At 67.4% G+C, this 19400-nt stretch carries 17 protein-coding genes and 1 riboswitch; of the genes, 3 read left to right on the top strand and 14 right to left on the bottom strand.

The genetic code is table 11. From position 1 onward, the window contains the following. Positions 1–6: 6 nt before the first annotated feature. Entirely contained in the window at positions 7–936 is a 930-nt protein-coding gene (locus ACSFBL_RS31240) for a 2-hydroxyacid dehydrogenase (RefSeq protein WP_435519701.1), read from the bottom strand. 124 nt (positions 937–1060) lie between these two features. On the opposite strand from ACSFBL_RS31240, the gene ACSFBL_RS31235 reads away from it, so the two are divergent. Next, positions 1061–2518 carry an NCS1 family nucleobase:cation symporter-1 gene (locus tag ACSFBL_RS31235; protein ID WP_435519700.1) on the top strand — a complete coding sequence of 486 codons (1458 nt, stop codon included), beginning with the start codon at positions 1061–1063 and terminating at the stop codon, positions 2516–2518. 4 nt (positions 2519–2522) lie between these two features. On the opposite strand, the gene ACSFBL_RS31230 is transcribed toward ACSFBL_RS31235, so the two are convergent. The 7 genes from ACSFBL_RS31230 to ACSFBL_RS31200 all read right to left on the bottom strand — a co-directional run bounded on the left by ACSFBL_RS31230 (position 2523) and on the right by ACSFBL_RS31200 (position 11160). Continuing rightward, positions 2523–4517, bottom strand: a complete 1995-nt coding sequence (locus ACSFBL_RS31230; protein WP_435519699.1) for an acetyl/propionyl/methylcrotonyl-CoA carboxylase subunit alpha — start codon at positions 4515–4517, stop codon at positions 2523–2525. After that, entirely contained in the window at positions 4510–5181 is a 672-nt protein-coding gene (locus ACSFBL_RS31225; RefSeq protein ID WP_435519698.1) for a DUF4126 domain-containing protein, read from the bottom strand. Before ACSFBL_RS31225 ends, ACSFBL_RS31230 begins: the two co-directional genes overlap by 8 nt. A gap of 13 nt (positions 5182–5194) precedes the next feature. Then, positions 5195–5986 (bottom strand): enoyl-CoA hydratase/isomerase family protein, encoded by a 792-nt coding sequence (locus tag ACSFBL_RS31220; protein ID WP_435519697.1) that lies wholly within the window; start codon positions 5984–5986, stop codon positions 5195–5197. 130 nt (positions 5987–6116) lie between these two features. Continuing rightward, the gene (locus ACSFBL_RS31215; protein WP_435519696.1) at positions 6117–6626 is read right to left on the bottom strand and encodes a DinB family protein; all 510 of its coding nucleotides are present in this window, start codon (positions 6624–6626) and stop codon (positions 6117–6119) included. A 10-nt stretch (positions 6627–6636) separates the two neighbouring features. Continuing rightward, positions 6637–8247: a carboxyl transferase domain-containing protein gene (locus ACSFBL_RS31210; RefSeq protein WP_435519695.1), complete on the bottom strand. Its 1611-nt coding sequence runs from the start codon at positions 8245–8247 to the stop codon at positions 6637–6639. Then, complete coding sequence (locus tag ACSFBL_RS31205) at positions 8244–9947, bottom strand: AMP-binding protein (protein WP_435519694.1); 1704 nt, start codon at positions 9945–9947, stop codon at positions 8244–8246. The genes ACSFBL_RS31210 and ACSFBL_RS31205 overlap by 4 nt, the downstream gene beginning before the upstream one ends. Positions 9948–9987: 40 nt before the next feature. After that, positions 9988–11160, bottom strand: a complete 1173-nt coding sequence (locus ACSFBL_RS31200) for an isovaleryl-CoA dehydrogenase (RefSeq protein ID WP_435519693.1) — start codon at positions 11158–11160, stop codon at positions 9988–9990. A gap of 125 nt (positions 11161–11285) precedes the next feature. On the opposite strand from ACSFBL_RS31200, the gene ACSFBL_RS31195 reads away from it, so the two are divergent. After that, positions 11286–12338, top strand: a complete 1053-nt coding sequence (locus tag ACSFBL_RS31195) for an AraC family transcriptional regulator (protein WP_435519741.1) — start codon at positions 11286–11288, stop codon at positions 12336–12338. 74 nt (positions 12339–12412) lie between these two features. After that, on the top strand, positions 12413–12613 hold the full coding sequence (locus tag ACSFBL_RS31190) for a hypothetical protein (RefSeq protein WP_435519692.1): 201 nt from the start codon (positions 12413–12415) through the stop codon (positions 12611–12613). A gap of 1 nt (position 12614) precedes the next feature. On the opposite strand, the gene ACSFBL_RS31185 is transcribed toward ACSFBL_RS31190, so the two are convergent. From ACSFBL_RS31185 to ACSFBL_RS31160, 6 genes are all read right to left on the bottom strand, one after another. Continuing rightward, complete coding sequence (locus ACSFBL_RS31185) at positions 12615–13994, bottom strand: patatin-like phospholipase family protein (protein ID WP_435519691.1); 1380 nt, start codon at positions 13992–13994, stop codon at positions 12615–12617. 9 nt (positions 13995–14003) lie between these two features. Beyond that, entirely contained in the window at positions 14004–14696 is a 693-nt protein-coding gene (locus ACSFBL_RS31180; protein WP_435519690.1) for an HAD family hydrolase, read from the bottom strand. Between the two features lie 127 nt (positions 14697–14823). Then, positions 14824–16704 carry a phosphomethylpyrimidine synthase ThiC gene (gene thiC, locus ACSFBL_RS31175; RefSeq protein WP_435519689.1) on the bottom strand — a complete coding sequence of 627 codons (1881 nt, stop codon included), beginning with the start codon at positions 16702–16704 and terminating at the stop codon, positions 14824–14826. 82 nt (positions 16705–16786) lie between these two features. Further along, a riboswitch (TPP riboswitch) is annotated at positions 16787–16892 on the bottom strand. Positions 16893–16919: 27 nt separating this feature from the next. Next, positions 16920–17897 carry a rhodanese-like domain-containing protein gene (locus ACSFBL_RS31170; RefSeq protein ID WP_435519688.1) on the bottom strand — a complete coding sequence of 326 codons (978 nt, stop codon included), beginning with the start codon at positions 17895–17897 and terminating at the stop codon, positions 16920–16922. A gap of 9 nt (positions 17898–17906) precedes the next feature. Then, entirely contained in the window at positions 17907–18722 is an 816-nt protein-coding gene (locus tag ACSFBL_RS31165) for a DUF3047 domain-containing protein (RefSeq protein WP_435519687.1), read from the bottom strand. A gap of 207 nt (positions 18723–18929) precedes the next feature. After that, complete coding sequence (locus ACSFBL_RS31160) at positions 18930–19367, bottom strand: YchJ family protein (protein WP_435519686.1); 438 nt, start codon at positions 19365–19367, stop codon at positions 18930–18932. Positions 19368–19400: the final 33 nt, after the last annotated feature.

Here is a 19400-nt window from a genome sequence, read left to right as displayed (position 1 = left end):
TACAGCTCAGTAGCCGCGCGTGACGTCGACGACGCCGGCGATCGGCTCGCCCTGCTCCATCGCGCGGATCTTGCTGGCGATCTGCGCGATCGACGCCTCGCGCTCGGTGCGCGCCGAGCCGTGCGGCGTGACGGTGATCTTCGGATGGCGCCAGAACGGATGCTCGGCGGGCAGCGGTTCGACCTCGAACACGTCGAGCGTGGCGCCGGCGAGTTGGCCGCTGTCGAGCAGCGGGATCAGGTCGGCCTCCACGAGGTGCGCGCCGCGCGCCACGTTGATCAGGTAGCCGCCGGGCTGTCCGCCATTGAGCTTCGAGAGCGTGTCGCGGTTGAGGATGCCGCGGGTGGCCGCGGTCAGGGGGAGCAGGTTCACGAGCACCCGGCTCGCGCCGAGGAAATCGTCGAACCCCGACTCGCCCGAGAAGCAGCGCACGCCCTCGATGGCCTTGGCCGACCGGCTCCAGCCGTTGACCGGAAACTCGAACTGGCCGATCGCCTTCGCCACGCGCTCGCCCAGCACACCGAGCCCCATGACGCCGACCGTGAAGTCCTTGCGCTCGCGCGGCTTGCGATAGCTCCAGCGGCCTTCGCGGGACTCGGCCTCGTAGGCATCGAATTCGCGGTAATGGCGGATCAGGAAATGGCAGACGAACTCGGCCATCTGCACCGACATGCCGGCATCGTCGAGGCGCACGACCTGCGTGTGCGGCGGCACCTTCAGCTTGAGCAGGGCGTCGACGCCGGCGCCGATGTTGAACATGCCGCGGAGCCCGGGCTGCTCGTCCAGGAGTGCCTGCGGCGGCGCCCAGACGACGGCATGGTCGGCCGGCGCGGCGCCGGGCTCCCAGTTCTCGACTTCGGCTTCAGGCAAGGCGGCGCGAAGGCTCGCGATCCACGGTTCGGGGCGGTTGTCTGTGAGGCTGACGATGATTCGCATGGGGACCGATCTTAGAACGTGCCTTCGGACACCCCGGGAAGACCCTAGGTCCTCAACCCATGAAATGCGTTCAAAACCGTTTTCGACCGCCAGCAGTCATTCCAACAACTACCAGGAGACGCTCATGGAGATCCACAACCCCTCGCCCGGTCTCTACAACGAGGACCTTGCGCCCGCCAGGGAACGCAACTGGGGCGCCTTCAGCATCTTCAATGTCTGGACCTCGGACGTGCACAGCCTCTGGGGCTACTACCTCGCAGCCAGCCTGTTCCTGCTCTGCGGCAGCTTCGTCAACTTCCTGATCGCGATCGGCCTGAGTTCGCTGGTGATCTTCGCGCTCATGAACCTGATCGGCTATGCCGGCGAGAAGACCGGCGTGCCCTATCCGGTGCTGGCGCGCGCGTCGTTCGGCGTGTGGGGCGCCAATCTCGCGGCCCTGGTGCGCGCGATCGTGGCCTGCTTCTGGTACGGCGCGCAGACGGCCGCGGCCTCGGGCGCGGTGCTCGCCCTGCTGATCCGCAACGACAGCATGATGGAATTCCACAAGAGCACGCACCTCATGGGCCACTCCGGACTGGAGCTGGTCTGCTACGTGGTGATCTGGGCGCTCCAGTTGCTCATCATCCAGAAGGGGATGGAAACCGTGCGCCGGTTCCAGGACTGGGCCGGTCCGGCGGTGTGGGTGGCGATGCTGATCCTGGCCGTCGGCCTGTGCGTCAAGGCCGGTGGCCTGTCCTTCGGCCATGGCATTCCGATGGACGTTCTGCTCGACAAGACCAAGGACGCCGGCGTCCCTGGCGAGCCCGGCTCCTTCTGGGCGCTGATGGCGGTCGGCGCCACCTGGATCACTTACTTCGCGGCCCTGTACCTGAACTTCTGCGATTTCTCGCGCTACGCGAGGAACAAGGATGCGGTGCGGGTCGGCAACCTGTGGGGCCTGCCGGTGAACCTGATCGCCTTCTCGCTGGTTGCCGGCGTCACCACCATCGCGGCCTTCAAGGTGTACGGCGAAGTCCTGCTGCATCCCGAGCAGATCTCCGCCAAGTTCGACAGCTGGGTGCTGGCGCTGATCGCGGCGATGACTTTCGCGGTGGCGACGCTCGGCATCAACGTCGTGGCCAATTTCGTATCGGCCGCGTTCGACATCTCGAACACCTTCCCGCGCCAGATCAGCTTCAAGAAGGGCGGCTTTATCGCCGCGGCGATCGCGCTGGTGCTCTACCCGTTCGCGCCATGGGAAGGCAATGCCGCGCATTTCGTGAACGCCATCGGCGCGACCATGGGGCCGCTGCTGGGCATCATCCTGGTCGACTACTACCTCGTGGCCAAGGGCAACATCAACGTGGCCGCGCTCTACCAGGAGCATGGCGAGTACCGCTACGAAGGCGGATGGAACACCAATGCGCTGGTGGCCGCTGCGGTTGGCAGCGTGTTCTCGACCTTCCTGCCGAACTTCACCAACCTGCTGCCGGTCTGGTGGAACACCTACGGCTGGTTCTTCGGCGTGCTGATCGGCGGCGTCGTCTACTACGTGATGGCGATGCTGCGGCCCCGCGTCGCCGCGCTGCCGGCACGGGCCTGAGGGCTCAGGCAGCGATACGAAGCAACTCGGCGCCTTCGGTGACCTGATCGCCGGGGGCGTAGAGCAGTTCCTCGACCGTTCCGTCGGCCGGTGCCGCGATCGTGTGCTCCATCTTCATCGCCTCCATCACGGCCAGCGGCTGGCCGCGGCTGACCTTGTCGCCGGCCTTGACCGCAAAGGACACGACCTTGCCGGGCATCGGCGCGGTGAGGCGGCCGCCTTCGGCGTGCGTGTCGCCCGCGTGGGCGAGGCGATCGATGGCGGTGATCTTCGTGGCACCTTGCGCGGCGAAGACGTGGGCGGTCGCCCCGTCTTCGTAGACGTTGAGGGTGTGGCGCTGGCCGTCGAACTGCAATTCGAGTTCGCCCGACGGGAAGCTGCCGATCTCCAGCGGGCCGGACACGTCGCCTACCTGCAGCGACAGCGCGCCGTCGTGCAGGTAGCGCAGCGAGGCTCCCTTCGATTCGCCCCGGAACTCGAACTCGAAGGGCCGCGTCGCGACACCGTGCGACTGCCAGCCGTCGCGGCGGCTGAAGGGGTCGGCACCGGTGGTCGCGCCTTCAGCCAGCAGCGTGCAGGCGATCGATGCGGCCGCGGCGAGCGGCAGGCCCAGCGGCTCCTGGTCGAACAGCACCGCGCGCTCGCGCTCGATCAGCGCCGTGTCGAGCTTCGCATTCGCGAACGAATCGGTGCGCAGGATGCCGCGCAGGAACTGCACGTTGGTCGCGACGCCCACGATGTGCGTCTGCGCCAGCGCCAGGTCGAGCCGCGCGAGCGCTTCCTCGCGGGTGGCGCCGTGGACGATCAGCTTGGCGATCATCGAGTCGTAGAACGGCGAGATCACGCCGCCCTCGCGCACGCCATCGTCGATGCGCACGCGGCTGCGCTGGAACGCGGTCGCCTGCGGCTTGCGGTAGACATTCAGGGTGCCGGTGGCGGGCAGGAAGTTGTTGTCGGGGTTCTCGGCGCAGATGCGCGCCTCGATCGCGTGGCCGTGGATCTGCAGTTGCTCCTGCTCGAGCGGCAGCGCTTCGCCCGAGGCCACGCGCAGTTGCCATTCGACGAGGTCGAGCCCCGTGATGGCTTCAGTCACCGGATGCTCCACCTGCAGCCGCGTGTTCATCTCCATGAAGAAAAAATTCATGCTGCCGTCGGCGCGCTGTTCAACGATGAACTCCACCGTGCCGGCACCGACATAGTTCACCGCGCGCGCCGCCGCCACTGCCGCCTCGCCCATCTCCTTGCGCATTGCCTCGGTCATGCCCGGTGCCGGCGCTTCCTCCAGCACCTTCTGGTGCCGCCGCTGCACCGAGCAGTCGCGCTCGAACAGGTAGACATAGTTGCCCTGCGTATCGCCGAACACCTGGATCTCGATATGGCGCGGGCGCTGCACGTACTTCTCGATCAGCACCGCGTCGTCGCCGAAGCTGTTGATCGCCTCGCGCTGGCAGGAAGCGAGCGCCGCGGCGAAATCGCCGGCCTTCTCGACCACGCGCATGCCCTTGCCGCCGCCGCCGGCGCTGGCCTTGATGAGCACCGGGTAGCCGATGCGGTCGGCCTCGCGCTGCAGCAGTTCAGGATTCTGGTCACCGCCGTGGTAGCCCGGCACCAGCGGCACGCCGGCTTTCTCCATCAACTGCTTGGACTCGGCCTTCAGGCCCATCGCCTTGATGGCCGAAGGCGGCGGGCCGATGAAGACCAGGCCTGCGTCGGCACAGGCCTGGGCGAACTCCTCGTTCTCGCTGAGGAAGCCGTAGCCCGGATGCACCGCCTCGGCGCCCTTGGCCTTGGCGGCTTCGAGGATCTTTTCCCAGCGCAGGTAGCTGTCCTTGGGCGCGCTACCGCCGAGGTACACCGACTCGTCGCAGGCACGCACGTGGTTGGCGTGCGCATCGGCATCCGAGTACACGGCCACCGTGCGGATCGCCATGCGGCGTGCGGTCGCCGCGACGCGGCAGGCGATCTCGCCACGGTTGGCGATCAGGATCTTCTTAAACATTCGATGAGTCTCCGGGAGGATTCTTCTTGAGCTGGAACGCGGAGACCACGCCAGGATCGGGCCGGCCGCTGAAGATGCGGGCCACGCGGCCGAAGAGGGATTTGAGGAAGCGCCAACTCTTGCGGATCAGCCACACGCTCAGCACCAGCACCGCGACGAAGAGCACGCCGAAGACCAGCGGGTGCGCGACGGCCAGCCAGAGTCCCGCGGGCACCATGCCGTCCTCGAGCAGCGAGACGCCGACGTTGCTGAAAGGCTCCGGCGAGGTGTTGATCGCCGCGCGCGTGGTCGCCTTGGCCGCATGCGCGGTCGCGGCGAAACCACCGCCGAGCAGGGCTGCGACGAGCGCCATCGCCGCATGATCGGCACCGAACACGCCGGCCGCGAGCGCCGCGCCGGCGGGGATGCGGATCGCGGTATGGACCATGTCCCAGATCGAATCGAGCCCCGGGATCTTGTCCGCGAAGAACTCGATGAAGACCATGAAACCGCTGGCCGCGATGACGACCGGGTGGGCCAGCAAGTGCAAGCCGTTCGGCAGCGGCACCCAGCCGAAGTAGCCCGCCAGGCCGGTCAGGAGAACGACGAGGTAGAGGCGGACGCCGCTCGCCCACCCTAGCGCGGCGGCCAGCGCCAGCAGTTGGGGCATGTCGAGCGAGTCCATGGCGCGTCTCGTTTCAGCCGTTCAGCCAGGAGGGCTTGCGCTTTTGCAGGAAGGACTGGACACCTTCGCGGCCTTCCTCGCTGGCGCGGATATCGGCGATGCCCTGCACCGTCTTCGCGACCAGCGCATCGTCGATCTCGCGCCCTGCCACGTCCGCGATCAGCGTCTTGCAGGCACGCACCGCCGCCGGGCTGGCGCTCGTCAGGGCCTTCACGATCTCCGCGACCTTGGCGTCGAGCGTGTCCGCGGTGACCACTTCATGCACGAAGCCGATGCGGTACGCCTCGGCCGCGTTGAAGCGCTCGGCGGTGAGGAACCAGCGCTGCGCCGCACGCGTGCCCATCGCACGCAGCACGTAGGGGCTGATGGTCGCCGGAATGAGCCCGATCTTGACTTCGCTCAGGCAGTACCAGGCGGTGTCGACGCTCACCGCGATGTCGCAGGCCGCGACCAGGCCCATGCCCCCGGCATACACATCGCCCTGTACGCGCGCAATCACCGGCTTCGGGCTTTCGTGGATGGTGCGCAGCATCGCGGCGAGACCGCCGGCGTCGGCCAGGTTCTGCGCGTGCGTGAAGTCCGCCGCGCACCGCATCCAGTTGAGATTGGCACCGGCGCAGAACGCCGGACCGTTCGCGCCCAGCACGATCACCCGCACCGCGGCCGCATCGCTCGCCTGCGCAAAGGCCTCGCCGAGTTCGCGGATGACGACATCGTCGAAGGCATTCCGCAACTCGGGCCGGTTGAGCCAGATCCGCGCCACGGCGCCTTCGATCGCAAGTTCGAGAGTGGTGAAGTCGCTCATTCCAATCCTTCTTCTAATGGTCCGCAAGCCAAATTCGGGAAATACCGCGGAACCGGCTTAGCCGGTCCGCCAGTGTTGCCCCCTGCAAGGGGGTAGGAGAAGCGACACGAAGTGCGCGAAGCCTGGGGGGTCATTCCTTTGACTCCTGCTGGAGCAGAAAGACCCAGTCCAGTTCCGGCCCGGGATGGGCCATGGCCGTCAGGGCGGCAGCCACCTGCCCGCGATGGTGGGTCGCATGGTTGAACACGTGGCCGAGCGCAGGGGCGAAGGGAATCAGCACCTTTTCACCGTTGTTGCGCGTGTAGGCCAGGTCGCCGTCGTAGCGATCGGCCGGCAATGTCGCGAGCCACGGGCTCCACCGCGTGACCGCCTTCGCAAGCGCATCGCACACCTCGGCGCGGTCCGTGTGCAGTTCGGTGTCGAGCGACATGCGCAGCGACTTCCCTTCGGCGAAGCGCGCGAACCAGATGTTGTCGGTCACCAGCAGGTGGTTGACGGTGCGGTGCACGGACCGGAAGTAGAGACCGCAGTCCCTGTTCCAGTCCTCGTCGGTCAGCCCCGCGAGGTTCGAATCGATCAGCCTGTTGGTGGCCCACACGTGGTAGCGGCCCAGGCTCGCGAAGTAGTTGTCGAGCGACATGGTTCGGCCCTTACATGCGGAAGATGCCGAATTTCGGCTCGGGGATCGGCGCGTTGCGCGACGCGGCCAGGCCCAGCGCCAGCACGCGGCGCGTGTCGGCGGGGTCGATGATGCCGTCGTCCCACAGCCGCGCCGTCGCGTAGTACGGGTGGCCCTGCACCTCGTACTGCTGGCGGATCGGCGACTTGAAGGCTTCCTCTTCCTCGGCGCTCCACTGCCCGCCCTTGCCCTCGATGCCGTCGCGCTTGACGGTGGCGAGCACGCTCGCCGCCTGCTCGCCGCCCATCACGCTGATGCGTGCGTTGGGCCACATCCACAGGAAACGCGGCGAGTAGGCCCGCCCGCACATGCCGTAGTTGCCCGCGCCAAAGCTGCCGCCGATGATGATGGTGAACTTCGGCACGTTGGCCGTGGCCACGGCCGTCACCATCTTGGCGCCGTGTCGCGCGATGCCTTCGTTCTCGTACTTGCGGCCGACCATGAAGCCGGTGATGTTCTGCAGGAACACCAGCGGGATCTTGCGCTGGCAGCACAGCTCGATGAAGTGCGCGCCCTTCTGCGCCGATTCGGAGAACAGGATGCCGTTGTTCGCGACGATGCCCACCGGCATGCCCTCGATCTCGGCGAAGCCGCACACCAGCGTGCTGCCGAAGCGCGACTTGAATTCGTGGAACTCGCTGCCGTCGACGATGCGCGCGATGATCTCGCGCACGTCGAAGGGCTTGCGCGTGTCGACGGGGATCACGCCGTAGAGCTCGTCGGCGGGCAACTCGGGTGCGCGCGGCGCGCCGGATGCCGGCTTTGCCGCGCTGCCATTGCGCGCATTCAGGTTGGCGACGGCCGATCGCGCCAGCGCCAGTGCGTGCAGGTCGTTCTGCGCGAGGTGATCGGCCACGCCCGACAGCCGCGTGTGCACGTCGCCGCCGCCCAGGTCCTCGGCCGTCACGACCTCGCCGGTGGCCGCCTTCACGAGCGGCGGGCCGCCCAGGAAGATGGTGCCCTGGTTCTTCACGATGATGCTTTCGTCGCTCATTGCCGGCACGTAGGCGCCGCCGGCCGTGCACGAGCCCATCACCACGGCGATCTGCGCGATGCCTTGCGCGCTCATGTTGGCCTGGTTGTAGAAGATGCGGCCGAAGTGGTCGCGGTCGGGGAACACCTCGTCCTGGTTCGGCAGGTTGGCACCGCCCGAGTCGACGAGATAGATGCAGGGCAGGCGGTTCTGCTCGGCGATCTCCTGCGCGCGAAGGTGCTTCTTGACCGTCATCGGGTAGTAGGTGCCGCCCTTCACCGTCGCGTCGTTGCACACGATCATGCAGTCCACGCCGCTGACCCGTCCGATGCCGGCGATCAGGCCCGCGCCGGGCGCGGCGTTGTGGTACATCGCATGCGCCGCGAGCGGTGCCACTTCGAGGAAGGGCGTGCCGGGGTCCAGCAGTTGCGCGACGCGATCACGCGGGAGCAACTTGCCACGCGCGGTGTGCTTGCTGCGCGCGGCCTCGCCGCCGCCGGCCTCGACCTTGGCGAACTGCGCGTGCAAGTCGTCGACCAGTGCACGCATGGCGCTTGCATTGGCCTGGAATTCGGCCGAGCGGGCATTGAGTTTCGTCTCCAGCTTCATGCAGTTGTGTCCTCATCCAGCCCGAGCTGGCTCTTCATCGCTTCGCGAATCTTGAATTTCTGAATCTTGCCCGTGACGGTCATCGGGAAGGCGGTGACAAACTCGATGTACCTCGGCACCTTGTAGTGCGCGATCTGGCCCTTGCAGAAGTCGCGGATCTCGTCGGCGGTCGCGGTGTGGCCCGGCTTCGGAATGATCCACGCGCACAGCTCCTCGCCGTATTTCTTGTCGGGCAAGCCGACGACCTGCACGTCCTGCACCTTGGGGTGGCGATAGAGGAATTCCTCGATCTCGCGCGGATAGATGTTCTCGCCGCCGCGAATCACGAGGTCCTTGATGCGGCCGACGATGTTGACGTAGCCCTCGGTGTCCATCGTGGCGAGGTCGCCGGTGTGCATCCAGCCTTCGGCGTCGATGGCCTCGCGGGTCTTTTCCTCGTCTTCCCAGTAGCCGTGCATCACCGAATAGCCGCGCGTGCAGAACTCGCCCGAGACGCCCGGCGCGACGATGTCGCCGGTGACCGGATCGATGATCTTGATCTCCAGGTGCGGCTGCACCGTGCCGACCGTGGACACCCGCTTTTCGAGCGGCGTGTCGGTCGAACTCTGGCAGCTCACCGGGCTGGTCTCGGTCATGCCGTAGGCGATGGTGATCTCGCGCAGGTGCATCTGGTCGACCACGCGCTTCATGACTTCGGTCGGGCACGGCGAGCCGGCCATGATGCCGGTGCGCAGGGTCGAGAAGTCGAACTCCTTGAAGCGCGGATGGTCGAGCTCAGCGATGAACATCGTCGGCACGCCGTGCAGGCCCGTGCACTTCTCGGCCTGAACCGTCTGCATCACGGTGAGCGGATCGAAGCCGTCGTTCGGGTAGACGATGGTCGCGCCGTGCGTGATGCACGCGAGGTTGCCCAGCACCATGCCGAAGCAGTGATACAGGGGCACCGGGATGCAGAGGCGATCGACCGGCGAGAGCTTCATGCACTCGCCGATGAAGAAGCCGTTGTTGAGGATGTTGCGATGCGTGAGCGTCGCGCCCTTGGGGAAGCCGGTGGTGCCGCTGGTGAACTGGATGTTGATCGGATCCGTCGCCTTCAGCGTCCTCGCGATGGCATCGACCTGCGGGTCGTCGGCCGTGCCGCTGTCGAGCAGGGTCGAGAAGCGCATCAGCCCCGGCAGCTCGCCGCTGTCGGCCGGCGTGTCGATCCATGCCACGGTGCGCAGGTGCGGCAGGCGGGCGGCCTGGAGCGCGCCGGGTTTCGCGTCCGCCAGCTCGGGTGCGAGTTCGCGCAGCATGCCGACGTAGTCGCTGGTCTTGAAGCTCTTCATCGTGACCAGCGCCTTGCACGCCACCTTGTTGAGCGCGTATTCGAGCTCCGAGGTGCGGTAGGCCGGGTTGATGTTGACCAGGATGATGCCGACCTTCGCCGTGGCGAGCTGCATCAGCACCCAGGGTGCGTTGTTGTGCGACCAGATGCCCACGCGGTCGCCCGCCGACAGGCCGAGCCCCAGCAGGGCGCTGGCGAGCCGGTTGGCTTCTCGCTGGAGTTCGCGGTAGCTGAAGCGCCTGCCCTCGTGCGCGCTGACCAGGGCCTCGTGGTCGCCTTGCCGCGCCGCCATGTCGTCGAAGAAGTCGCCGATGGTCTGTTCGATCAGCGGCACGTCGGTGGCGCCCTTGGCCATGCTTTGCGTCAGTGGCATGTCGTCTCCTTGTCTTGCTCCCTCTCCGGGTACGCCCATGCTATGCCGTCTCCGCGAAGAGTTCGCGACCGATGAGCATGCGGCGGATTTCGCTGGTGCCCGCACCGATCTCGTAGAGCTTGGCGTCGCGCCAGAGGCGCTCGACCGGGAAGTCCTTGGTGTAGCCCACGCCGCCGAGCGCCTGGATCGCCTCGCCGGCCATCCATGTCGCCTTCTCGGCCGAGTAGAGGATGGCGCCCGCCGCATCCTTGCGGAAAGTGCGTGCGTGGTCGTTGCGGTCGCAGGCCTTGCCGACGGCGTACACATAGGCGCGCGTGGCCTGCCAGGTCGAGTACATGTCGGCCAGCTTGCCCTGCATGAGCTGGAATTCGCCGATGCTCTGGCCGAACTGCTTGCGCTCGTGCACGAAGGGCAGCACCGCATCCATGCAGGCGGCCATGATGCCGAGCGGGCCGCCGGAGAGCACGGCGCGCTCGTAGTCGAGGCCGCTCATCAGCACCTTGGCGCCCTGGCCCTCGCCGCCCAGCACGTTCTCTTCAGGCACTTCGCAGTTGTCGAAGAACAGCGGGAAGGTGTTGGAACCGCGCATGCCCAGCTTGTCGAGCTTGGTGCCGGCGGAGAAGCCCTTGAAGCCCTTCTCGACGATGAAGGCCGTCATGCCGCGGGCGCCCATCTCGGGCTCGGTCTTGGCGTAGATGACCAGCGTGTCGGCATCGCCGCCGTTGGTGATCCACATCTTGCCGCCGTTGAGCACGTAGCGGTCGCCCTTCTTCTCGGCGCGCAGCTTCATGCTGACGACGTCGGAGCCGGCATCGGGCTCGCTCATGGCCAGCGCGCCGACGTGCTCGCCGCTCACCAGTCCGGGCAGGTACTTCTTCTTCTGCGCATCGCTGCCGTTGCGGTGGATCTGGTTGACGCAGAGGTTGGAGTGCGCGCCGTAGGAGAGGCCGACCGATGCCGAAGCGCGGGAGACTTCCTCCATGGCCACGATGTGCGCGAGGTAGCCGAGTTCGGTGCCGCCGTATTCCTCCTTCACCGTCATGCCGTGCAGGCCGAGGTCGCCGAGCTTCTTCCACAGGTCGTGCGGGAACAGGTTGTCGCGGTCGACGTCGGCTGCGCGCGGCGCGATCTCCTCGGTCGCGAAGTTCTGGATCGCGTCGCGCAGCGAATCGATGGTGTCGCCCAGGTCGAAGTTCAGGCCGGGATCGTGCATGGGATGTCTCCTCTGTCGGGTCGGCCGCGCCGGGAATCGCGCGCGGAATGCCGCAGCTTACGCCGTGTGCCGTTGCAATTGGCGCCACAATGGTTGCAAATCCCGCCACGATCTTCCGCCCGGCCATGTCGTCCTCCCCGCTCCGCAGCAGCAGCCGCGCGGCCACGCCCATGGCCTTTGTGCAAGCCATCGTCCGGGGTTATGAGCGCTACGGCATGGACCCCTCCGGCGCGCTCGCGGAGGCACAGATCGCGCCGCATGATCTCGAAAATCCGCAGGCCCGCGTGACGGCGGCGCAGTTCGAGGCCTTGTCGGGCTTCGCGATGCAGGAGCTCGACGACGAGGCGCTCGGCTGGTTCGGGCGCCGCCTGCCCTGGGGCACCTACGGAATGCTGTGCCGCGCCTCGCTGAGCTCGCCGGACCTGGGCGTTGCGATCAAGCGCTGGTGCCGGCACCACCGGCTGCTGACGGAAGACATCACCCTCGACCTGTCGGTGGCGGGCGGCATCGCCACCGTGGCCATCACCGAGCATCGCGCGCTGGGCGTCCTCCGGGAGTTCTGCCTGGTGTCGAACCTGCGCTTCCTGCTCGGTTACGCCTGCTGGGCGATCGATTCGCGGGTGTCGCTGAGCGCGGCGTCGTTTCCGTACGAAGCGCCGCCGCACCGCGACGCCTATCCGCTGATGTTCGGCGGCGAGTTGCACTTCGGTGCCGCCAAGGCCAGCTACAGTTTTGACGAACGCTACCTGGCGCTGCCGCTCCAGCGTGACGAGCGCGCGCTCCGCACCATGCTGCGCCGCGCCCTTCCGCTCACCGTGCTCCAGTACCGCAGGGACCGGCTACTGGGCCAGCGCGTGCGGGAACTGCTGCGCACCCGAAACGGCGAGATCGCCACGGCCGAGGCGCTCGCCGGCTACCTGAATGTGTCGAGCCGCACGCTGCACCGGCAGCTGCTGGAGGAAGGCATCTCGCTGCAGGCGCTGAAGGACGAGGTGCGGCATGCGTGGGCCGCAGACCAGTTGCGCCGCACCGACCGGCCAATCAAGCAGGTGGCACTGGCGGTGGGGTTTCGCAACGAGAAGAGCTTTTCCCGCGCTTTCCGCGGCTGGGCGGGCGTGACACCGGGCGCCTTCCGCCGCGGGGAACAGCCTGTTACAGACTCGGCCATCAATCTGTGAAAAAAGCACGTCCCGGGTGCGCTCCGCGCCCGGAACGCCCTCGAAGGGTGCATTTGTCGACCTAGGATCGCCGGATGCAGCAAGTTCCCGACACCGACAGCTCCGAGTTCGCCGCCCTCATGGATTTCATCGCCACCTCGGGGCGCGTCCGCAACCATCCGTCGGTGAGCGAGAACGCCGACAAGCTGGTGTCCCAGATGTGGTCGGGCCGCGCCAAGGCGATGACCCAATCGCTCGCCGCCATGGCCAAGGCGGCCATCCAAGGCAACTCCTGAACTAATCCCGGCGCTCCCCGGCGCCCAGTGAATTCCGCAATGCCTGGAATTCAGGCGAGCGTTGCAGCGCGCTCCGGCCCGCGGCGATCAGCCGGGTGACCTCCTCGTCCGTGATCGAGAACGCCGTGGGCACCTGAAGCAACCTGAGCCGCAATTCGCCATCGGCCGCATCGCGCAGGTTGACCTGCACCACATGGATCTCCGCATCGGGCGCGAAGGCATCGGCGCCGTCCGAATTGCGTGTCTTCAGGTCCTCCCGCCACTGACGGGCGGTGTCGAGCAGGAATTCCTGCGTCTCCAGCGTCGAGCGCGCGCCCGCGCCGAAGAGCAGCGTATCGGCCACCTCCCTGACGCGCGGCAACCGGTCGCTCGTATCGACGTTGTTCGACGGATCGCGCGCCGAGTTGACGCTGATCAGCACCAGCTTGCGGACGCTGCCGCGCGGGATGCCGACCTCCTCGAAACTCTCGCGCAACCCACCGCCGAGCAGGGCGCGATCGAGCAACCTGCGAACCGCCAGGTTGTCCGCGACACCGCCGTCCACGAGATGGATGAAGGGACGGGCCTGCGCGTCGAGGTAACTGTTGGCCTGCATCCGGAACATGCGCGCGCGGTAGTTGCCCTGGGCGCGCACGGTCAGCCGGGGGACGATCCCGCGGTCGCGGCACTCCTGGGCGTAGTTCTTCAAGGTCATCGGGCTCAGGAGCACCGGCACCGCCGACGAAGCGGCCACGGCAAAGGACAGCGGCACCGTCTGCAAGTCCGAGCAGATCAGTTCGAACTGGTCGGCCGTGAACTCGAAGGGCGTGCCCAGCGACATGTCGGTCGCGGCGATCACGAGTTGGGGATGCCGTGGGTTGCGCTCCACGTCGGCGTAGGTCTTGCCCTCGTAGATCTCGTCGAGACGGCGCGCCAGCAGGTGCGTGCGGCCGTACCAGGGCGAGGAGAGGTCGTACAGGCTCCGCGGCCGCAGCGCCTGGAGGATCAAGCTGTTCTGGAAGTTCTGGCGCAGGAAGTCGCGCTCGAAGTCAGGCAGTTTCGCGGCGCCGAAGGCCGCGTAGTAGGCCGCGAGAATGCTGCCGCCCGAGACGCCGCTGATGACGTCGGTGGCGTCCAGCAGGTCGGTGGCGCGGCCATTCCACTCGAACTGGGTGCGGTGCAACTCGGCCAGCACGCCATAGCCGAAGGCGGCGGCACGCGCGCCGCCGCCGGACAGCGTGACGGCTACCAGGATGGTCGGATCGCGGCCCGCGGTCGCGACGATGGCGGCGCGCGGCGCCGGGTTTTCGGGCAGGGGGTCGTTGAGCCAGGGCCGCAGCGACGAACAGCCCGCGGCACATACCGCGATCAGGAGGCCACAGACTGCGCGGAGGCCTCGCATGTCGTGGACTCAGGCGAATGCGGGGCGCCACTCGGCCAGCAACGCCGGCAACTGCGCCATGTCGGTGAAGATCTGGACGGCGCCGACGGCACGCAACGCCTCGGGCCCGCTGTGGCCGAGGTCGCCGGGGCTGTAGCCGAAGACGGTGGCACCTGCCGCGACGCCCGCCGTGGCGCCGGTGGCGGTGTCTTCCACCACCGCGCAGCGGGTGGGGTCGACGCCCAGCGCCGCGGCGGCAGCCAGGTACACATCGGGCGCCGGCTTCGAGCGCGGCGTCTCGTGGCCGCTGAAGATGCGGCCCTCGAAGCAATCGAGGATGCCGATTTTCTCGAGCTGCAACTCGACCTTGTTCCGATCGGCGCCCGATGCGCAGGCGATGCGGCCGTCCAGCGCAGCGTGCAGGGCACGCACGGCCCGCGCCGCATTGGGGATCGCCAGCAGGTCGCGTTCGAGGGCTTCGTTGCGACGGCCTCGGAAAGCTTCAAGCCACGCGTCGGTGACCACGAAGCCGGTCTTCGATTCGATCAGGTCGACCTCGTCCTTGACCGCCTTGCCGACGAAGAGCCGCATGGACTCCTCGACAGTGAGCTTCCAGCCGAGTTCGCCGAGCATCTCGGCGAGCACGCGGTTGGTGATGGGTTCGGAGTCGACCAGGACGCCGTCGCAGTCGAAGAGGACGGCGTCGAAGGGGAAGGGGTTCATCGGAATATGGTAACCACCCCCAGCCTCGCCCACTTCGTGTGGCTCGGGCACCCCCTTCCAGGGGGCAGCCCCTGCGGCCCGGCGGAGCCGGTTCCGCGGGGCTTCTGGCTGTTGTCCGGACGTTTAATCAAGCGGGGGTGATCGGGATGTACATCTCTCCGCCTGCGGCCTTGAACTCTGCGGACTTGCCGGCCATGCCGTCCTCGACGGCGGCCTTCTCGTCGAGCCCGCGCTGCGCCGCGTATTCGCGCACTTCCTGGGTGATCTTCATCGAGCAGAACTTGGGGCCGCACATGGAGCAGAAGTGTGCGACCTTGCTGCTGTCCTTGGGCAGGGTCTCGTCGTGGAACTCGCGCGCGGTGTCGGGGTCGAGGCCGAGGTTGAACTGGTCCTGCCAGCGGAATTCGAAGCGGGCCTTGGAGAGCGCGTCGTCGCGTGCCCGCGCGCCGGGATGGCCTTTGGCCACGTCGGCGGCGTGCGCGGCGATCTTGTACGCGATGATCCCCTGCTTCACGTCGTCGCGGTCCGGCAGGCCCAAATGCTCCTTGGGCGTGACGTAGCACAGCATCGCGGTGCCGGCCCAGCCGATCATCGCGGCGCCGATCGCGCTGGCGATGTGGTCGTAGCCCGGCGCGATGTCGATGGTCAGCGGGCCGAGCGTGTAGAACGGCGCCTCGTGGCAATGCCTGAGCTGCTCGTCCATGTTGGCCTGGATCAGGTGCATGGGCACATGGCCCGGGCCTTCGATCATGGTCTGCACATCGTGCTTCCACGCGATCTGCGTGAGTTCGCCGAGCGTGCGCAACTCCGCGAACTGGGCCTCGTCATTGGCATCCGACGCGCATCCCGGGCGCAGGCCGTCGCCGAGCGAGAAGCTCACGTCGTAGGCCTTCATGACGTCGCAGATGTCCTCGAAGTGCGTGTAGAGGAAGCTCTCCTTGTGATGCGCGATGCACCACTTGGCCATGATCGATCCGCCGCGCGAGACGATGCCGGTGCGGCGGTCCGCCGTGAGGTGGATGAAGGGCAGCCGCAGCCCCGCATGGATGGTGAAGTAGTCGACGCCCTGCTCGGCCTGCTCGATCAGCGTGTCGCGATAGATCTCCCAGGTGAGGTCCTCGGCCACGCCGCCGACCTTCTCCAGTGCCTGGTAGATCGGCACCGTGCCGATCGGCACCGGGCTGTTGCGCACGATCCAGTCGCGCGTGGTGTGGATGTTGCGGCCGGTGGAAAGATCCATCACGTTGTCCGCGCCCCAGCGGATCGCCCAGACGAGCTTCTCGACTTCTTCCTCGATGCTGGAGGTCACGGCCGAGTTGCCGATGTTGGCGTTGATCTTGACCTTGAAGTTGCGCCCGATCGCCATCGGCTCGACTTCGGGGTGGTTGATGTTGGCGGGGATGATCGCGCGGCCGCGTGCCACCTCATCGCGCACGAACTCGGGCGTGATGATCTTCGGGATGCGCGCGCCCATCGGGTTGCCGGCCAGGCGCTTCTCGCGCGCTTCGTCCGCGAGGTATTCGGCCATCCATTCGCGGCGCCCGTTCTCGCGCAGGGCGACGTACTCCATCTCGGGCGTGACGATGCCGCGGCGTGCGTAGTGCATCTGCGTCACGTTGGCACCGGATCGGGCGCGCCGTGGCGTGCGCTGGAGAGCGGCTGCGCCTGCGCGCAATTCCGCGATGCGTTGCGCGTCGCGGTCGGCATGCGTCGCGCCGTCGTCGAGCGCCAGGTGGATGCGGCCTTCGTAGCGCTCGGTGTCGCCACGCTCGGCAATCCATGCGTCGCGCACGCCCGGCAGGCCGCGTCGCACGTCGATGTCGGCGGCGGGATCGGTGTAGGGCCCGGAGGTGTCGTAGAGCGACACGCACTCGCCATTGGTGAGCGACACCTCGCGCACCGGTACGCGCAGGTCGGGCCGACTGCCCGCGATGGTGCTCTTGGTCGAGGCGGGGAAGGGTTCACGCGTGAGCGTGAGAAGGGACGCGAACTTGTCGATGGCATTCATGCGGGGCACTCCTGTTGAGGGACTTGGGGTGCTCCGCAATCGCTCCAGTGGTGGTGATGTGCCCGCCGAGGACGGACCATCACCTTGGAGTCGCAGCTCTTCTTACGCTGGTATGAACCAGATCAAGTTCGCGGGTTCGGCCGCTTGGCCATCTCAGCACACATCTGCGTGCACCCCGGAGCGGGGCCGATTCTAGGCCTCGTTCGCCGGAAGGATCAAGTAGGCCGGACGGCGACCAGCGGCGAGACTGCCTGCAAATCTTCGGCGCCGGCCTCCGCCGCCACCGCCGCAGCCCATGCGTCGAGGCCGCCGGCCAGCACGCGCACCCTCGGCAGGCCCGCCGCCATCAGCACGCGCGCGGCGGCGATGGCGGACTCGTCATTGGGGCAGTCGCAGAACAGGACGAGCTCGCGCCCATCGGAGAAGCTGCCCAGCCGCTTCGGAAGATGGCTGAGCGCGATGCCGATCGCACCGGGGATCTCCCGATCGTCCAGCGCGCGCGCTTCTTCCGAACGCACGTCGATCACGGTCGGGCTCGCGCCGGCGGCGATGGCTTCGCGCAGCATCCGCACTTCCATGAGTTCGATGTCGTCGACACGCTGTGCCATGCGCCGTTGCCACCAGCGCCAGAGGATGAACGCGGCGAGCAGCACGGCGAACAGCACCGCGGCCGTCAGGCCGATGTCGGAGATCACCGTGAGCACGTCCTGGATGGCGGCGTGGAAGATGCGCCCGACCAGCAGGAAGCCCACCGTCCAGATCAGCGCCGCAACGGTCTCATACGAGAGAAAACGCAGGTTCGACATGCCCAGTGCGCCGGCCATCGGCGGCGCCACCACCGAGACACCCGGCACGAACTTCGCCGCGATCAGCGACAGCCCGCCCCAGCGCCCGAGGATCGATTCGCTGCGCTTCACGCAGGTGTCGGTCGACAGCGAAATCCGGCACAGCAGCCGCATCACCCGATAGCCCCAGCGCCGCCCCGCGAGAAACCACACGCCGTCGCCAATGATGTTGCCGATCACCGCTGCCGCCACCACGCTGGCCAGCGACAGTTCCCCGCCCACCGTCAGCCCGCCCGCCACGATCACGAAAGGCACGGCGGGCACCGGCGCGCCGAGGCGCGTCGCGAGCGTGACGATGAAGACCAGGAGGACACCCTGGCCGGCGAGGAGCGAGACGAATTCGTTCATGGCGTTGCGCTATTGCGCAGGCTTCGCTGCGGCCGAGGGCGCCGCAGCGGTCGCGCCGCGCAGGTCGATGTCGGAAAAATAGGAGATGCCGTGCGCCTTGGTGTTGTCCGCGTCGGCCTGGATCGCGACGCCCACGACGTCCGGCAGCGTATCGCCGGCCTCGGCACCGAAGGCCCGCTTGTAGTCGGTCACCAGCTTGCGACGCTCGGTCAGCCAGCCGCCGGACTTGTCGGTGGCGCCCGATTCGAGCACGTCCATGCGGATGCGCTTGGTGAAGGCGTTGTCGAATTCGCTGCCCTTGCTTTCCTTGACGTCCCAGACGTAGCAGAGGGTCTGGGTGGGCACCGCTTCGCCGGTCGAGCTTTTCGCCAGTGCGAGCTTGGCGCGCTCGCCCACCGACAGCCGATCGGCCGGGAAGTCGAAGAAGACGCAGACCTTGGCCGCGCCGTCGTCGCCGCCCTTGGTACGCAGGTCGGCACCTTCGACGAATTCCTCGACCTTCCAGCGCCAGGAGAGCGTGGCTTCGTCATCGAGCTGGATCCGCGTGGGATGGACCAGGTTGCCGTAGGACTTGTCGGCGTCGACCTTGAGCACCTTCTGGCCATCGAGCTGCGTGATCTCGAACTTGGTCGGCGCCTTGTTGGGGAGGGTCGAGAAGCGCCACGGCGCGGGCGCCTGCGGTCCCGGCGCGGTCGAGAAGGGGGTCAACACCCCATCGGCGCGGGCGGACGGGGCTGCCATGCACACCAGCGCAGCCGCAATGGGCAACGCCACCGCGGCGAGTGAACGCCGACCGTGTCCAAACCGGAATCTCGTGTCGTCCATGGCTGGCCCCTGTCGCTGATGGTTGGGAAATGCGCGCTCCGGGGCGCTACGCGCCCTCGGACACGGAGTGTGATCCAGGCGCGCCACAAGATAAATACCCCATTGGGAATCGCACTGTGTCCCGCCCGCAAACAATCGCCCGGCGCTACGCAATCGATAGCACCCACCCCAGGCGCAGCGCCAGCGCTGGCTCGTCGAGCCGACCGGTCAGTGCAGGTCGCCGTCCAGGTAGTACCACCGATGGAGGACTCCGCTCTCCTCCCGGACGAAGCGGCTGCGCTCGTGCAGCCGGGTGGCCACGCCGGCGCTGCTGCGCTGCCGGGCGACGAATTCGACCTCCGCATGGTCGGCGTCGAGTACCGAGCGCGAGCGCACGTCGAGCCCCAGCCACTTCACGCCAGGTTCGAAGGCCAGTTCGCCGGGCCGGGTGGACGCGTGCCAGGTCGCCAACAGGTAATCGGCCTTCTCCAGCACGAAGGCGGTGTAGCGCGAGCGCATGAGCGATTCGGCATCGGTCGCCGGCGTGTTCTCGAAATCGTCGATATAGCGCCCACAGCACTGGGTGTAGGCCAGCGGCAACTCCCGGCGGTCACGACGCCCGCAGGGACAGGGAACACGGGCGGAGCTGGCAGAGGATGCGGACATGAAGGGGGTTTTGGCAGGGAATCCAGGGCGTAT

Source organism: Variovorax glacialis (assembly GCF_051216375.1).
Taxonomy (GTDB): Bacteria; Pseudomonadota; Gammaproteobacteria; order Burkholderiales; family Burkholderiaceae_C; genus Variovorax.
Note: the sequence above shows the minus strand (reverse complement) of the source record. Positions and strands in the feature narration are given on the sequence as shown.

Coding starts and splice junctions, on each gene's coding strand:
- ACSFBL_RS31240 (WP_435519701.1), bottom strand. CDS start 936: ATGCGAATCATCGTCAGCCTCACAGACAACCGCCCCGAACCGTGGATC.
- ACSFBL_RS31235 (WP_435519700.1), top strand. CDS start 1,061: ATGGAGATCCACAACCCCTCGCCCGGTCTCTACAACGAGGACCTTGCG.
- ACSFBL_RS31230 (WP_435519699.1), bottom strand. CDS start 4,517: ATGTTTAAGAAGATCCTGATCGCCAACCGTGGCGAGATCGCCTGCCGC.
- ACSFBL_RS31225 (WP_435519698.1), bottom strand. CDS start 5,181: ATGGACTCGCTCGACATGCCCCAACTGCTGGCGCTGGCCGCCGCGCTA.
- ACSFBL_RS31220 (WP_435519697.1), bottom strand. CDS start 5,986: ATGAGCGACTTCACCACTCTCGAACTTGCGATCGAAGGCGCCGTGGCG.
- ACSFBL_RS31215 (WP_435519696.1), bottom strand. CDS start 6,626: ATGTCGCTCGACAACTACTTCGCGAGCCTGGGCCGCTACCACGTGTGG.
- ACSFBL_RS31210 (WP_435519695.1), bottom strand. CDS start 8,247: ATGAAGCTGGAGACGAAACTCAATGCCCGCTCGGCCGAATTCCAGGCC.
- ACSFBL_RS31205 (WP_435519694.1), bottom strand. CDS start 9,947: ATGCCACTGACGCAAAGCATGGCCAAGGGCGCCACCGACGTGCCGCTG.
- ACSFBL_RS31200 (WP_435519693.1), bottom strand. CDS start 11,160: ATGCACGATCCCGGCCTGAACTTCGACCTGGGCGACACCATCGATTCG.
- ACSFBL_RS31195 (WP_435519741.1), top strand. CDS start 11,286: ATGTCGTCCTCCCCGCTCCGCAGCAGCAGCCGCGCGGCCACGCCCATG.
- ACSFBL_RS31190 (WP_435519692.1), top strand. CDS start 12,413: ATGCAGCAAGTTCCCGACACCGACAGCTCCGAGTTCGCCGCCCTCATG.
- ACSFBL_RS31185 (WP_435519691.1), bottom strand. CDS start 13,994: ATGCGAGGCCTCCGCGCAGTCTGTGGCCTCCTGATCGCGGTATGTGCC.
- ACSFBL_RS31180 (WP_435519690.1), bottom strand. CDS start 14,696: ATGAACCCCTTCCCCTTCGACGCCGTCCTCTTCGACTGCGACGGCGTC.
- thiC (WP_435519689.1), bottom strand. CDS start 16,704: ATGAATGCCATCGACAAGTTCGCGTCCCTTCTCACGCTCACGCGTGAA.
- ACSFBL_RS31170 (WP_435519688.1), bottom strand. CDS start 17,897: ATGAACGAATTCGTCTCGCTCCTCGCCGGCCAGGGTGTCCTCCTGGTC.
- ACSFBL_RS31165 (WP_435519687.1), bottom strand. CDS start 18,722: ATGGACGACACGAGATTCCGGTTTGGACACGGTCGGCGTTCACTCGCC.
- ACSFBL_RS31160 (WP_435519686.1), bottom strand. CDS start 19,367: ATGTCCGCATCCTCTGCCAGCTCCGCCCGTGTTCCCTGTCCCTGCGGG.